The organism is Mycobacterium sp. Dal123C01, assembly GCF_052566995.1.
This window is the reverse complement of sequence record NZ_CP199580.1, coordinates 533,045-547,694: the sequence shown is the minus strand read 5'-3', so window position 1 is coordinate 547,694 and position 14,650 is coordinate 533,045. Positions and strand designations below refer to the sequence as shown.

General features: G+C 64.2%; 14 protein-coding genes. 8 read left to right on the top strand and 6 right to left on the bottom strand.

What is annotated here, in order from left to right; translation table 11 throughout:
* Position 1 precedes the first annotated feature (1 nt).
* Positions 2 to 2,932 carry an MMPL/RND family transporter gene (locus tag ACTXG5_RS02655; protein ID WP_445164237.1) on the top strand — a complete coding sequence of 977 codons (2,931 nt, stop codon included), beginning with the start codon at positions 2 to 4 and terminating at the stop codon, positions 2,930 to 2,932.
* Positions 2,933 to 3,015: 83 nt separating this feature from the next.
* Here ACTXG5_RS02655 and ACTXG5_RS02650 read toward each other — a convergent pair whose 3' ends face one another.
* The 4 genes from ACTXG5_RS02650 to ACTXG5_RS02635 form a co-directional block, all read right to left on the bottom strand.
* Positions 3,016 to 3,468: a DUF5078 domain-containing protein gene (locus tag ACTXG5_RS02650; RefSeq protein WP_445162220.1), complete on the bottom strand. Its 453-nt coding sequence runs from the start codon at positions 3,466 to 3,468 to the stop codon at positions 3,016 to 3,018.
* A 64-nt stretch (positions 3,469 to 3,532) separates the two neighbouring features.
* Positions 3,533 to 4,441, bottom strand: a complete 909-nt coding sequence (locus ACTXG5_RS02645; RefSeq protein ID WP_445162219.1) for a crotonase/enoyl-CoA hydratase family protein — start codon at positions 4,439 to 4,441, stop codon at positions 3,533 to 3,535.
* A 14-nt stretch (positions 4,442 to 4,455) separates the two neighbouring features.
* Positions 4,456 to 4,782 (bottom strand): hypothetical protein, encoded by a 327-nt coding sequence (locus tag ACTXG5_RS02640; RefSeq protein WP_445162218.1) that lies wholly within the window; start codon positions 4,780 to 4,782, stop codon positions 4,456 to 4,458.
* Entirely contained in the window at positions 4,779 to 6,824 is a 2,046-nt protein-coding gene (locus tag ACTXG5_RS02635; protein WP_445162217.1) for a prolyl oligopeptidase family serine peptidase, read from the bottom strand. Before ACTXG5_RS02635 ends, ACTXG5_RS02640 begins: the two co-directional genes overlap by 4 nt.
* Before the next feature lie 77 nt (positions 6,825 to 6,901).
* Between ACTXG5_RS02635 and exaC the strand changes: the two genes are divergently transcribed.
* From exaC to ACTXG5_RS02605, 6 genes are read left to right on the top strand one after another with little or no spacing between them, the layout of a single operon-like run.
* On the top strand, positions 6,902 to 8,425 hold the full coding sequence (gene exaC / locus ACTXG5_RS02630) for an acetaldehyde dehydrogenase ExaC (RefSeq protein WP_445162216.1): 1,524 nt from the start codon (positions 6,902 to 6,904) through the stop codon (positions 8,423 to 8,425).
* Positions 8,425 to 8,904: a DUF779 domain-containing protein gene (locus ACTXG5_RS02625; RefSeq protein WP_445162215.1), complete on the top strand. Its 480-nt coding sequence runs from the start codon at positions 8,425 to 8,427 to the stop codon at positions 8,902 to 8,904. The genes exaC and ACTXG5_RS02625 overlap by 1 nt, the downstream gene beginning before the upstream one ends.
* Before the next feature lie 19 nt (positions 8,905 to 8,923).
* Positions 8,924 to 9,202, top strand: coding sequence for a putative holin (locus tag ACTXG5_RS02620; protein ID WP_445162214.1), 279 nt, complete (start codon positions 8,924 to 8,926; stop codon positions 9,200 to 9,202).
* Positions 9,195 to 9,803: a hypothetical protein gene (locus ACTXG5_RS02615; protein WP_445162213.1), complete on the top strand. Its 609-nt coding sequence runs from the start codon at positions 9,195 to 9,197 to the stop codon at positions 9,801 to 9,803. Before ACTXG5_RS02620 ends, ACTXG5_RS02615 begins: the two co-directional genes overlap by 8 nt.
* Before the next feature lie 17 nt (positions 9,804 to 9,820).
* Complete coding sequence (gene lpdA, locus ACTXG5_RS02610) at positions 9,821 to 11,218, top strand: dihydrolipoyl dehydrogenase (protein ID WP_445162212.1); 1,398 nt, start codon at positions 9,821 to 9,823, stop codon at positions 11,216 to 11,218.
* A gap of 7 nt (positions 11,219 to 11,225) precedes the next feature.
* Entirely contained in the window at positions 11,226 to 11,501 is a 276-nt protein-coding gene (locus tag ACTXG5_RS02605; RefSeq protein WP_445162211.1) for a hypothetical protein, read from the top strand.
* Between the two features lie 4 nt (positions 11,502 to 11,505).
* Here ACTXG5_RS02605 and ACTXG5_RS02600 read toward each other — a convergent pair whose 3' ends face one another.
* Both ACTXG5_RS02600 and ramB read right to left on the bottom strand, forming a co-directional pair.
* Positions 11,506 to 12,084, bottom strand: coding sequence for a carboxymuconolactone decarboxylase family protein (locus ACTXG5_RS02600; RefSeq protein ID WP_445162210.1), 579 nt, complete (start codon positions 12,082 to 12,084; stop codon positions 11,506 to 11,508).
* Positions 12,081 to 13,496: an acetate metabolism transcriptional regulator RamB gene (gene ramB / locus ACTXG5_RS02595; protein ID WP_445162209.1), complete on the bottom strand. Its 1,416-nt coding sequence runs from the start codon at positions 13,494 to 13,496 to the stop codon at positions 12,081 to 12,083. Before ramB ends, ACTXG5_RS02600 begins: the two co-directional genes overlap by 4 nt.
* A gap of 162 nt (positions 13,497 to 13,658) precedes the next feature.
* Here ramB and ACTXG5_RS02590 point away from each other — a divergent pair, with 162 nt between their 5' ends.
* A complete protein-coding gene (locus ACTXG5_RS02590; RefSeq protein WP_445162208.1) occupies positions 13,659 to 14,453 on the top strand; it encodes an acyl-ACP thioesterase domain-containing protein in 795 nt (264 codons plus the stop codon).
* Positions 14,454 to 14,650: the final 197 nt, after the last annotated feature.

The window sequence follows — 14,650 nt, the reverse complement described above, 5'->3', positions numbered from 1 at the left end:
TATGCCGTTTTTTGCGCGGTCGGTGTACAAGTTCGCGCCGCTGATCGTGCTGGGCTGGGTCGCGATGGTCGTCTGCCTGTCCATGTTCGTTCCCGACCTGGAGAAAGTCGGCAAGGAACACACGGTGCCGATGAGCCCGAAAGAGGCGGCATCGATGCAGGCGACGCAGCGCGTCGGCAAGGTGTTCAACGAATTCGAGAGCGACAGCGCGGTAATGGTCGTCCTGGAGGCTAGCCAGCCGCTCGGCGACGACGCCCATCACTACTACGACGGGCTGGTCAAAAAGCTCGAGGCGGACACGAAACACGTCGAGCACGTGCAGGACTTCTGGGGGGATCCGCTGACGGCGGCCGGCTCGCAGAGCACGGACGGCAAGGCCGCCTATGTGCAGGTGTATCTCCGGGGTAACCAGGGCGAGACCAAGGCCAATGAGTCCGTCAGGTCGGTCCGCAAACTGGTCGACGACACGCCGCCGCCGCCCGGGCTCAAGGTCTATGTGACGGGCGCGGCGGCCCTGACCGCCGATCAGTCGGCCGCCGGTGAGAAGGGCGTCATCTTGGTCACCCTGCTCACGTTCGTCGTGATCATCGTGATGCTGCTGTGGGTCTACCGCTCGATCGTCACCGTGTTCATCACCCTGTTGATGGTGGTGCTCGAACTGTTCGCGGCACGCCAGGTTGTCGCGTTCCTGGCCGATCACGACATCATTGGCTTGTCGACCTTCGCGGTGAATCTGCTGGTGCTGATGGTGATCGCGGCAAGCACCGACTACGCGATCTTCGTGCTGGGCAGGTATCAGGAGGCGCGGTCGCTCGGCGAAGATCGAGAACAGGCCTTCTACACCATGTTTCATGGCACCGCGCATGTGGTGCTGGGCTCCGGTCTGACCATCGCCGGAGCGATGTATTGCCTCAGCTTCACCCGCCTTCCGTATTTCCAGAGCCTCGGCGTCCCGTGCGCGGTGGGGACACTTGTCGCCGTACTTGCGGCGCTCACGCTGGGCCCGGCGATCTTGGCGGTGGGCAGTCGCAGTCGTTTTCACCTGTTCGACCCCAAACGCAAGATGCGGACGCGAGGTTGGCGGCGTGTGGGCACCGCCATCGTCCGGTGGCCCGGGCCGATCCTGGCCGTATCGATCGGCATCGCACTCATCGGTCTGCTCGCGCTGCCCGGGTATAAGACGGATTACGACAACCGCGATTATCTGCCTCAGAGCACGAAGGCGATCGTCGGATATGAGGCCGCGGAGCGGCATTTCTCCAACGCCCGGATGAATCCGGAACTGCTGATGATCGAGACCGATCACGATATGCGGAATCCGGCAAACATGTTGGTGCTGGACAGGATCGCCAGGGGCGTCTTCCACATCCCCGGCGTCGCCCGCGTCCAGACGATAACGAGGCCACTGGGTGCGCCGATCGAGCACACCTCGATCCCGTTCCAGATCAGCATGAACAGCATTACGCAGGTCGAAAACCAGGAGTACATGAAGAAGCGTATGGCCGACATGCTCAAGCAGGCCGACGCGATGCAGATGTCCATCGACACGATGCAGCGCATGTACGACATCACGGCGAAGATGGCCGCCGTCACACACCACATGGACGGCCTCACGCACGAAATGCTGGACGTGACAGCCACATTGCGGGATCACATCGAGGATTTCATTGACTTCTGGCGGCCGATTCGCAGCTACTTCTACTGGGAGAAGCACTGCTTCGACATCCCGATCTGCTGGTCGCTGCGGTCCATTTTCGAAAGCCTCGATGGTTTGGATCAGATCGTCGAAAAGTTCACCTATCTCACGGACGACATCGCCAACCTGGACGCCTTGTTGCCGCAGATGCTCGCGCAGATGCCGCCGATGATCGCGACCATGTCGACGATGAAGCAGATGATGCTGACCATGCACAGCTCGATGAACTCCATGTATGACCAGATGGACGTCATGAGCCAGAACTCGACCGCCATGGGTCAGGCATTCGACGCGGCCAAGAACGACGACTCGTTCTACATTCCGCCGGAGGTCTTCGACAACCCCGATTTCAAGCGCGGCTTGAAGATGTTCCTGTCGGCCGACGGCCACGCCGCCCGGTTCATCATCTCCCATGACGTCCCCCCGGCGACGCCCGAAGGGATTTCGCACGTCGACCCGATCAAGTTGGCGGCGAAGGAAGCCATCAAGGGCACCCCGCTGGAGGGTTCCAAGATCTGGCTGGGCGGCACGGCCGCGGTCTACAAGGACATGCGTGACGGATCCAAGTGGGACCTGATGATCGCTGGGATATCGGCGGCCAGCCTCATCCTGATCATCATGTTGATCATCACCCGCAGCCTGGTTGCCGCGATCACCATCGTGGGGACGGTGCTGATCTCGTTGGGGGCCTCATTCGGCCTCTCGGTGCTGGTCTGGCAGGACATCCTGGGCATAAAGCTGCACTGGATGGTGCTGGCGATGTCGGTCATCCTGCTGTTGGCGGTGGGATCCGACTACAACCTGCTGCTGGTTTCCCGGTTCAAAGAGGAGATCCATGCCGGCATCAAGACCGGGATCATCCGGTCGATGGCCGGCACCGGCGCGGTGGTGACGTCTGCCGGTTTGGTGTTCGCCGCCACCATGTCGACGTTTGCGATCAGCCCGCTGCGGGTCATGGGGCAGGTGGGAACCACCATCGCGCTGGGTCTGTTGTTCGACACGTTGATCGTGCGTTCGTTCATGATGCCGTCGGTCGCCGCCTTGATGGGCCGCTGGTTCTGGTGGCCGACCCACGTGCGGCCCCGCCCGGCCAGTCGGATGCTGCAGCCGTACGGGTCGCGTCCGGCGGTTCGCACCCTGCTCGATGAACCCCTGTTAACGCCGAGCAATGGCCAGTCGCCCAACGGCGAGGCGGCCCACACCGATCGCTTCCAGGCGAGCTCACCGCACTACTGACGGCCACCCGTCACGATTCGGTTGTCCCCGAATACAAATTAACCCCGGGCCAGGCCCGGGGTTAATTGGCGTGAATGAGACCGTTAGGCCCAGTTCCAGACGGACATGTCGCCGGGCGGGTACGTGCTGCAGACGTCGGTCGCCTTGGCGACGACGCCCTTGTTGTTGAAGAAGATCTTCATGTGGTTGGGCCACGCCACCCACAGCGGGTCAGAGACCGGGGCGTAGAAGTTCTCGGAGTAATTCCGGCGGTCCTGCGGCGACAACGAGTAGAACCAGTGCGCCTTGTCGATCGCCGCCTGCGAGACGTTCGGGTGGTTGTTGAAGTCGATCATGTACCGCTGGTAGTACACCGGGCTGGTGTCCCTGGTGGCCGCCAGTATCTGCTCGGCGTCGCAGGTGGTGTTGATCATCCGGCGGGGGATCGGGAAGTCCTCCGTGGAATCCGCTGCCGCGGTCGTCGGGACGATCGCAGCGGCGATACCCAGGGTGAGAAAGACGGCGCCTGCACGCAGGCAAGAAGTCAGCCGAGACATAGTTGTTACGGTAGCACTTCGGCCGCCCCGCGGGCGAGTCTTGGCAGACTTCTAGTCCGTCTTATTAGCTATCGCCATCAGCGCCGATGACGTGCGAGGGGTCGGGCCGCAGTTCCGGTGGGGCCTGGCTGTAGTCGCCGAACGGGCCGTCGCGGCGCTCCACTGCTGCCCGTACACCCTGGGTTTCGGCGGTGTTGATGAAGTCCAGCGCGTCGGGGGTATTGCGCATCAGGCCGTCGAGAATGCCGCCCAGCGTCTGGGTGGAGGTCAGGCCCATGTTCTCGTAGGCCTGGTTGACGATCAGCTTCTGTGCCCGCAGCTGTGACAGCGGAATCTGTGCCAGCTCGGCGGCGATCTCGGCGACCCGCGCCTCGAGGCGTTCGAACGGCACGGCCTCATTGATCAGCTCGATCTCGGCGGCCTGCACGCCGGTCAGCGGCCGGCCGGTCAGCGAGTGCCACTTGGCCTTGGCCAGGCTCAGCCGGTACAGCCACATGCCGGTCAGGTAGACCCCCCACATCCGGCTGTACGGGGTGCCGATCACGGCGTCTTCGCTGGCGATCACGATGTCGGCGCAGAGCGCATAGTCGCTGGCCCCGCCGACGCACCAGCCGTGCACCTGCGCGATCACCGGTTTGGACGCCCGCCAGATGGCCATGAACTTCTGGGTCGGCCCGGTCTCGCGGGCGCTGGCCCACGCGAAGTCCTTACCCGGATCCCACTTGCCGTCGGTCATGATGCCTTCGCTCCAGTGCTCGAAGCCGCCACTGAAGTCGAAGCCGCCGGAGAAGGCGCGTCCGGCGCCGCGCAGCACGATGACTTTGATCCCCGGGTCCCGCTCGGCCAGGCCGATCGCGGCCTCGATCTCGTCGGGCATCGGCGGGACGATCGTGTTGAGGCGCTCGGGGCGGTTCAGCGTAATGGTGGCAACCGGACCGGCGGTCTTGTAGAGCAGAGTCTCGAAGTCGGGCATAGCTCAAGTCTGGGCTAGCGTTCCTCGACGGGGGGGTCGGGCTCTCGATTTTCCGGAGTCGATGCGTAGATTTGGTCGCCGATCTTCAGATAAGGCGTGGTGAAGTAGGCCGATCCCACGATGAGTGTGGTGAAGATCAATGTTGTCATCACGGCGTTCGGCCAGAGTTGCCCTGTCCCGAAGCCAAAAAGGACGATGCCCAGAGCCGAGGTTCCCCAATAGAAGTACCGGGCCTTGCGGCGCTCAGCGATGAAGCGAAAACGTGCCTGCGCCCAACCGGCAATGATCAGGACCAGACCGGCAATGACTAAGCCGAGTTCGATCATGTCGAGGATCTTCACGCGTGGCCTCCCAATGTCCGCCATAGGAACGAATAACTCAGGGCCGACTTGAACGCGGCCTGTTCGTTGTCGGCCGCGCCGGCGTGCCCGCCTTCGATGTTCTCGTAGTACCACACCGAATGACCCGCGGCCTGCAACGCCGCGACCATCTTGCGGGCGTGGCCGGGGTGCACCCGGTCGTCGCGTGTGGACGTGGTAAACAGCACCTGCGGGTAGTGCCGCGTCGCCGAAACATTCTGGTATGGAGAGTATTTGGAGATGAACTCCCAGTCGTCGGGGTTGTCGGGGTCACCGTACTCGGCGACCCACGACGCACCGGCCAGCAACAGGTGGTAGCGCTTCATGTCCAGCAGCGGCACGTCGCAGACCAACGCGCCGAATTTCTCCGGGTACTTGGTCAGCATGATGCCGATCAGCAGGCCGCCGTTGCTGCCGCCCTGCGCACCCAGCTGCTGCACGGTGGTGATGCCGCGCCGCACCAAATCCTCTGCCACCGCTGCGAAATCCTCGTCGACCTTGTGCCGGTTCTCCCGCATCGCCTGGGTGTGCCAGCCCGGCCCGTACTCGCCGCCGCCGCGAATGTTGGCCATCGCGTAAGTGCCGCCACGGGCCAGCCACAGCCGGCCCAGCACCCCGCTGTACCCGGGCGTCTTGGACGACTCGAAGCCGCCGTAGCCGCCCAGCAGGGTGGGGCCGGGTCCTTCGACGGATCGCGACCGCACTACGAAGTACGGGATTTTGGTGCCATCCTTGGATGGCACGAAATATTGCTTCACGTCGAGGTTTTCGGCATCGAAGAATGCCGGCGCCGACTTGATCTGCTCGAGTTGGCTTGCGCCGGTGCCGCGTAGCAGCTGCGAGGGCAAATCGAATCCGCTTGAATCCAAGAAGAATTCGTCGCCGGTGTCGTCAGCGGCGGCGATCACCGTGTTGGTCGCCGGCGGGATTCCGGCGATCGGCTCGCGCTGCCAGGTGCCGGGCGTGACGATCTCGACCCGGCTGGCGACATCGGCCAGTGTGACGAGCAGTAGGCGGTCGCGGGTCCACGCGCTCTGATGCAGGCAGGTGTGCTCGTCAGGTTCGAAGACCACTCGCAAATCTGCTGTCCCGGCAAGGAATTCGTCATAATCGGCGGCCAGCAGCGAGCCGGCGCGGTAAGTGAGGGTGCGAAAGGTCCAATCGGTGCGCAGCTCGATCAGCAGCCATTCGCGGTGAATCGATACGCCCGCGTCGGTGGGCACGTCGATGCGGATGAGTTCTGACCCGCGCACTTCGTAGATCTCGGAGTTCCAGAAGTCCAGGGAACGGCCCGCGAAGCTGCGTTCGAAGCCCGGCGTCCGATCGGCATTCGCCGACGCGCTGACGTCGGTGCGCGTCCCCTCGAAGATCGTCTCGGCATCGGTCAACGGTGTGCCGCGACGCCATCGCTTGACGATCCGCGGATATCCGGATTCGGTGAGCGAGTCGGCGCCGAAGTCGGTACCCACCAGCACCGTATCCGGATCGGCCCAGCCGATTTGCGACTTGGCTTCCGGCAGCGCGAACCCGTCGGGGATGAATTCCCGCGTCAGCATGTCGAATTCACGCACGATCACCGCGTCCGAGCCGCCGCGGGACAGATTGACCAGGGCGCGGGTCAACTCCGGTTCGATGACCGTGGCGCCCGCCCACACCCATTTCTCGTCGTCGGCGCGGCCCAGTTCGTCCACATCGATCAGCACATCCCACTCGGGGGAGTCGCCGCGGTAGCTGTCCAGCGTGGTGCGCCGCCACAGCCCGCGCGGGTTGGCGGCGTCGCGCCAGAAGTTGTACAGGTACTCGCCACGGCGGCGCACATAGGGGATCCGGGCATCGGTGTCGAGGACCTCCAGCGCCTCGGCGCGCATCTGCTCGAAGTCCGCATCGCGGAATTCCGCCATGGTCGGTTCGTTGCGTGCGCGCACCCAATCCAGCGCCGTTTCGGCCGTCACGTCTTCGAGCCACCGGTGCGGGTCATCGGGTGGCTGGTATCGGTTGTCGGGTTCGGCAGCTTCTGCTGTCATGGAAGCCATTGTGGCCCCAGCGGTAATGTGAGCTGTATTACAACCATGGTTGAAGGTCCGAGCGAGGAGCCGAGCAGATGACTGTTTACGCACGTCCAGGCTCTGCCGGGGCACTGATGTCGTACCGGTCGCGCTATGAGAACTTCATCGGAGGCCAGTGGGTCGCCCCGGCCAAGGGGCTGTACTTCGAGAACCGGACGCCGGTGACGGGCGAGGTGTTTTGCGAAGTGGCGCGATCCGACGAGGCCGACGTCAACAAGGCGCTGGACGCCGCGCACGCGGCCGCCCCGGCGTGGGGCAAGGCCTCCCCGGCCGAGCGGGCGACCGTGCTGAACAAGATCGCCGATCGCATTGAGGAAAACAAGGACGCGTTGGCGGTGGCCGAGGTCTGGGACAACGGCAAGCCGATCCGCGAGGCGCTGGCCTCCGACATCCCGCTGGCCGCCGATCATTTCCGGTATTTCGCCGCGGCGATCCGCGCCCAGGAGGGCTCGCTGTCGCAGATCGACGAGGACACCGTCGCGTACCACTTCCAGGAGCCGCTCGGGGTGGTCGGGCAGATCATTCCGTGGAACTTCCCGATCCTGATGGGTGCGTGGAAGCTGGCGCCCGCCCTGGCCGCTGGCAACACGGTGGTGCTCAAGCCGGCCGAGCAGACACCGGCGTCGATCCTCTACCTGATGTCGCTGATCGGCGACGTGATCCCGCCGGGTGTGCTCAACATCGTCAGCGGATTCGGCGTCGAGGCCGGCAAGCCGCTGGCGTCCAGCGACCGGATCAACAAGGTCTCGTTCACCGGCGAGACCACGACCGGGCGGCTGATCATGCAGTACGCGTCGCAGAACCTGATCCCGGTGACGCTCGAGCTCGGCGGCAAGAGCCCCAACATCTTCTTCTCCGACGTGATGGCCGCCAACGACAACTTCCAGGACAAGGCCCTCGAGGGCTTCACGATGTTCGCGCTCAATCAGGGCGAGGTGTGCACCTGCCCGTCGCGCAGCCTGATCCAGTCCGACATCCACGACGAGTTCCTGGAGCTGGCCGCGATCCGGACCAAGGCGGTCCGGCAAGGCGACCCGCTGGACACCGAGACGATGTTGGGTTCGCAGGCCTCCAATGACCAGCTGGAAAAGATCTTGTCCTACATCGAGATTGGCAAAGGGGAGGGCGCCAAGCTCATCACCGGTGGCGAGCGCGCTGAGCTGGGCGGTGACCTGTCCGGCGGCTACTACATGCAGCCGACCATCTTTGCCGGCCACAACAAGATGCGCGTCTTCCAGGAAGAGATCTTCGGGCCGGTGGTGACGGTGACGTCGTTCACCGACTTCGACGACGCGATGGGCATCGCCAACGACACCCTCTACGGGCTGGGCGCCGGGGTGTGGAGCCGCGACGGCAACGCCGCCTACCGGGCCGGCCGCGAGATCAAGGCCGGCCGGGTGTGGGTGAACTGCTACCACGTGTACCCGCCGCACGCGGCGTTCGGCGGTTACAAGCAATCCGGGTTCGGCCGCGAAACCCACAAGATGGCACTCGACCACTACCAGCAGACGAAGAACCTGCTGGTGTCCTACGCCGATAAGGCGCAGGGCTTCTTCTGATGAGCGCTCCGGCGGGTGCGGTCATCACCGCCGCCGCCGCTCAATTGCTGGCACGACTGCAGGACCGTCACGGCCCGGTGATGTTCCACCAGTCCGGCGGCTGCTGCGACGGGTCATCGCCGATGTGTTATCCGAACGGCGACTTTCTCGTTGGTGACCGCGACGTCCTGCTCGGAGTTCTCGACGTGGGAGCCGAGGGTGTGGCGGTGTGGATCTCGGGTCCGCAGTACCTGGTCTGGAAACACACCCAGCTGGTGATCGACGTGGTACCCGGCCGCGGCGGCGGATTCAGCCTGGAAGCACCCGAAGGCGTGCGGTTTCTCAGTCGCGGCCGCGTCTTCACCGACGAGGAGAAAGCCCAGCTAGAAGCCGTACCGGTGATCACCGGTGCCGCGTACGAGGGGGGCGAGCGCCCGTCGATTCGTGGGCTGGTGGTCGACGAGGCCGCGCCGGGAACGTGCCCGCCCGGTGGCCGGTAGCCGCAGTAATGTCGGTGGGGTGATCCCCCTACCCCGACCCTGGCTGCTGGCCAGCGCGATGCTGATCGGCGCCGCGGTCGGGCTGCTGGCGGGGGTGGCGTTGACGGTGGTGGTCCATACGCCGGTTCGCCCGGACGTCGTCATCGCGCTGGTGGTGGGGCTGCCCAGTCTGGTCGGGCTGGTGACGATGCTGTTTTCCGGTCGTCGTTGGGTCACGATGCTGGGCGCGTTCACGCTATCCATCGCTCCCGGCTGGTTCGGGGTGCTCGTCGCTGTCCAGGTGACCTCCGGTGGCTGACAAAGACCGCGCGTCGAATCCGGGGACCGAGCCGTTTGTGCCGGACTTCGAAGACACCGGCACGCAAGGTTTTGTGCCGGACTTCGAGGAGGACACCGGCACGCAGGGGTTCGTCCCGGACTTCGGCGACACCGGCTCGCAGCCGATAGCCGCCGCGGAGAAGCCGGGCACGTCCGAGGACGAGGTTGCGACCGAGACGCCCGCTGCCGCTTCCGACCGGGATGCGGGGATCGAGCCGCTCGGCGCATCGGTGCAGTCGGTCACCGTGCCCGGCCGCTACCAATACCTGAAGTGGTGGAAGTTGGTCCTGGTGCTCCTCGGCGTGTGGGCCGGGACGGCCGAGGTCGGCCTGAGTCTGTTCTATTGGTGGTACCACACGATCGACAAGACCCCCGCGGTGTTCATGGCCCTGGTCTACGTGGTCGCGTGCACCGTCGGCGGGGTGATGCTGGCGATGGTCCAGGGCAGGCCGGTGATCGCGGCGCTGTCCATCGCGGTGATGTCGGGACCGTTTGGCTCCGTCGTCGCCGCGGCACCCCTGTACGGCTATTACTACTGCGCCCGCACGGGTCATTGTCTGGTCGCCGTCATCCCATATTGACCTATTAGGGTGGGCTCGTGACTTCTCACTATGACGTCGTCGTCCTCGGGGCCGGTCCCGGCGGATATGTCGCGGCCATTCGCGCCGCGCAGCTCGGCCTGAACACCGCGGTCGTCGAACCGAAATACTGGGGCGGAATCTGCCTCAACGTCGGCTGCATCCCATCCAAGGCCCTGCTGCGCAACGCCGAACTCGCGCATATCTTCACCAAAGAGGCCAAGACGTTCGGCATCAGCGGCGAGGTGTCTTTCGACTACGGGGTCGCCTTCGATCGCAGCCGCAAGGTGGCCGAGGGCCGTGTTGCCGGCGTGCACTTCCTGATGAAGAAGAACAAGATCACCGAAATCCATGGCTACGGCCGATTCGCCGACGCCCACACGCTGTCGGTCGATCTCAATGACGGTGGCACCGAGACGGTCACGTTCGACAACGTCATCATCGCCACCGGCAGCAGCACCCGCCTGGTTCCCGGTACGTCGCTGTCCGAAAACGTGGTCACCTACGAGGAACTGATCCTGTCCCGCGAGTTACCGGAGTCGATCATCATCGCCGGATGCGGGGCGATCGGCATGGAGTTCGGCTATGTGCTGAAGAACTACGGCGTCGACGTGACCGTCGTCGAGTTCCTGCCGCGCGCGTTGCCCAACGAGGACGCCGAGGTGTCCAAGGAGGTCGAGAAGCAGTTCAAGAAACTGGGCGTCAAGATCCTGACCGGCACCAAGGTCGACTCCATTACCGACGATGGGTCGGTGGTCCGGGTGGCGATCAGCAAGGACGGTAAGACCGAGGAACTCCAAGCCGAAAAGGTGTTGCAGGCCATCGGTTTTGCGCCCAACGTCGAGGGCTTCGGATTGGACAAGGCCGGGGTCGCGCTGACCGACCGCAAGGCCATCGGGATCACCGACTACATGCGCACCAACGTCGACCACATCTACGCGATCGGCGACGTCACCGGCAAGCTGCAGCTGGCCCACGTCGCCGAGGCGCAAGGTGTGGTGGCAGCCGAAACCATCGCCGGCGCAGAGACTTTGGCGCTCGGCGATTACCGGATGCTGCCGCGCGCGACGTTCTGCCAGCCGAACGTCGCCAGCTTCGGGCTGACCGAGGAGCAAGCCCGGGACGAAGGCTACGACGTGGTGGTGGCCAAATTCCCGTTCACCGCCAACGCCAAAGCCCATGGTGTGGGCGACCCCAGCGGTTTCGTCAAGCTGGTGGCCGACGCCAAGTACGGCGAGCTGCTGGGCGGACACCTGGTCGGCCACGACGTGTCCGAGCTGCTGCCCGAGCTCACCTTGGCGCAGAAATGGGACCTGACCGCCAACGAACTGGCCCGCAACGTGCACACCCATCCGACCATGTCCGAAGCGCTGCAGGAGTGCTTCCACGGTCTGACCGGCCACATGATCAACTTCTGAGCTGCGAATGATTCGCAGCGAGACCATTATTGGAGCGGTCGGCGGTGCCGCCACCGGTTATGTGCTGTGGCTGATCGCCATCTCGATCGCCGGCGACAACGCGACGGTGGGCCGGTGGGGTCCGCTGGTGTTGCTGCTGTCGGTGCTGCTGGGAGTCGGGGCCGCCATTTGGGGCTGGCTGCTACGCCGGCGCCGGAAGTATCTGTGGGCGGCGTTTGCGTTCGACTTGCCGATACTGCCGGTGGTCCTGACGCTGGCCGTGCTGGCCGACGTCTACGCCTGAGGCGTTACCTCGGGTTGTCCAACGGGATGTTCAGGGCGGTTATCGTCGCGGCCAGCCCGTCGTATTGCGTTGCAAGCAAGCAGAATTCGATGAGCCGGCGCCGGTCGAGGTGCGTCGCCAGTTGCTGCCAGGTGCCTTCGCTGATCGACCGGTTCTTGATCAGCTCATCCGTCGCGTTCAGCAGCGCCTGCTGCCGGGCGCTCAGTATCACGCGGGGCCCGTCGCCGTCCGGGACATCGGGCCAGGCGAATATCGTCGCCTGCAGGTGAGCATCCAGACCGTATTGGCGTGCCATCCGCCGATGGTGCTGCAGCTCGTATTCGCTCGAGCGCAAATGCGCGACGCGCAGGATCACCAATTCGGTGTCCACCCGCGGCAGCCGGCCGCGCAGCAGCCGGCCGCCATAGAGGGACCACGCCCAAAAAAGCCCTTGGCGCTGACCGAGCGTGGTGAACAGATGCATCTCCGGGGCCGACACCGTGCGGGCGGCCGCCTTCGCGAGCACCCAGTTGATCGGACCCAGCCGGCGCAGTTTGGTGGAGGACGGTACGCGGCCGACGTGGCCGGCTTCGATATCGCTCATGGCTGCTTCACCAAGTACGGCGACACCGTGCTGCGGTGCTCGTCGAGATCGAGTGCGCGTCCCAAAGCCGGGAAAGCCCGCTGTGGACAGTTATCACGTTCGCAGACACGGCAACCCGCGCCGATGGGTGTGGCGACGTCTCCCGACAAGTCGAGTCCTTCCGAGTAGACGAGCCGGTGCGCGTGCCGCAGTTCGCAGCCCAGCCCGATCGCGAAGGTTTTACCTGGCTGACCATACCGGGCAGCGCGACGTTCGACGGTGCGCGCCACCCACATGTAGTTGCGGCCGTCGGGCATCTGGGCGATCTGCACGAGGATCTGGCCCGGGTTGGCAAACGTCTCGTAGACGTTCCACAACGGGCAGGTCCCGCCGCTGGAGGAGAAATGAAAGCCGGTGGCGGACTGACGTTTTGACATGTTGCCGGCGCGATCCACCCGGACGAACGAGAACGGCACCCCCCGCATCGACGGCCGTTGCATCGTCGACAGCCGGTGCGCGATGGTTTCATAGCTCACCGAGTAGAAGGCCGACAGCCGTTCGACGTCGTAGCGGAAATTCTCGGTGACGTCGTGGAATTGGCGGTAGGGCAGCACCGCGGCAGCGGCGAAGTAATTCGCCAGACCCAGTCGGGCCAGCGTGTGTGACTCGTCGCTGGTGAATTTGCCGTCGGCGACCATGCTGTCGATCAGGTCGCCGAACTCGAGGTAGGCCAGTTCGGCGGCCATCTTGAAGACCTGCTGGCCCAACGAGAGGTGATTGCTGATCTCGAGCGTCTTGGTCCCGGGGTCGTAGCGGTGCAGCACCGTGTCACCGAGGTCGATCCGCCTGTTGATGTGGACGCCGTGCACCTCGGTGAGCCTGCGGGTCAACTCGCGGGCCAGGTCGCCGTGGTGCAGCCGGGTGTGGATCGTGAGGTCTTCGGCGGCGGTGTCCAGCTCGTGCAGGTAGTTCTGCCGCTGGTAGAAGTAGTCGCGCACCTCTTCGTGCGGCATCGTGATCGATCCGGTGCCGCTGCCGTCGGAGTAGCGCTCCTCGGTGGCCGCGGCCAGCTGCGCCGTGGTGAGCCGGTAGCGCCGGTGCAGGTTGACCACCGCGCGGGCCAGGGCGGGATGGGTGTTGACCATTTCGGCGATTTCGGGCGGATCGACGTTGATGTCCAGATCGCGATCCATGGTCACCTCGCGCAGCTCGGCGACCAGGCGGGTGTCGTCGTGGGAGGCGAAGAAGGTCGCGTCCACTCCGAACACTTCGCTGATCCGCAGCAGTACGGCCACGGTCAGCGGGCGGACATCGTGCTCGATCTGGTTGAGATAGCTCGGCGAGATCTCGAGCATTTGAGCCAGCGCGGCCTGAGAAAATCCGCGCTCGTTACGCAGTTGGCGAACACGTGAGCCGACGAACGTTTTGGACACTCAACTCAGCCTACCTGCACTGCGAAGAAAGGGTTAGCAGACTTGGCACCCTAAGCCGCCTTCGTCAGGTTTGGTGTTTTTCGTCGTCGTTGGCATGATTCGCATCGGGGCTTCGAGGTAAACCTCGGGGTAACAGACGTAGGTCAAATGGGGAGCGAAGTCGTGAGCCTGGACAAAATAATGATGCCGGTGCCCGACGGCCACCCCGACGTATTCGATCGTGAATGGCCGCTGCGTGTCGGCGACATCGATCGCACCGGGCGGCTGCGGTTGGACGCGGCCTGCCGGCACATCCAGGACATCGGCTCGGACCAGCTCCGCGAGCTGGGCTTCGAAGAGACCCATCCGCTGTGGATCGTCCGGCGAACGATGCTTGACTTGCTGCGTCCGATCGAATTCCAGGACATGCTGCGATGTCGGCGCTGGTGTTCGGGAACCTCGAATCGGTGGTGTGAGATGCGGGTTCGCGTCGACGGACGCAAGGGCGGCCTGATCGAATCCGAGGCGTTCTGGATCAACATCAACCGGGACACCCAGATGCCCTCGCGCATCTCCGACGACTTCCTCGAAGGCCTGCACAGGACCACGTCCGTTGATCGGCTGCGGTGGAAGGGCTACTTGAAGCCCGGCAGCCGCGACGATGCGTCGGAGATTCACGAGTTCCCGCTGCGGATTACCGACATCGACTTGTTCGACCACATGAACAACTCCGTGTATTGGAGTGTGATCGAGGACTACCTCGCGTCGCACCTGGAACTGATGGCCGCACCGCTGCGCATCACCATCGAGCACGAGGCGCCGGTGGGGCTGGGCGACAAGCTGGAGATCATCTCGCACGTTCACCCGGCCGGATCGACCGAGAAATTCGGTCCCGGGCTGACGGATCGCCCTGTTACAACGCTCACATATGCGGTCGGCGAAGAGACAAAAGCCGTCGCCGCGCTCTTCGCGATCTAACCGGACAAGCGTCCCGTTAAATCCCCGGCTGACCTGCAAATTTTAGTTACCGGCCGGTAGCTTCTGAAACGGTTAAGTTCCGACGCGCCTTCGCAAACTTTGCAAAACCGCGTTGCGTCGTTGCCGAAATTGGCAATTGAAATGGGTGGACCAGCATCAACACGCTGTGCCAAGGTCGTGTTAGCACGCCAGTGAAG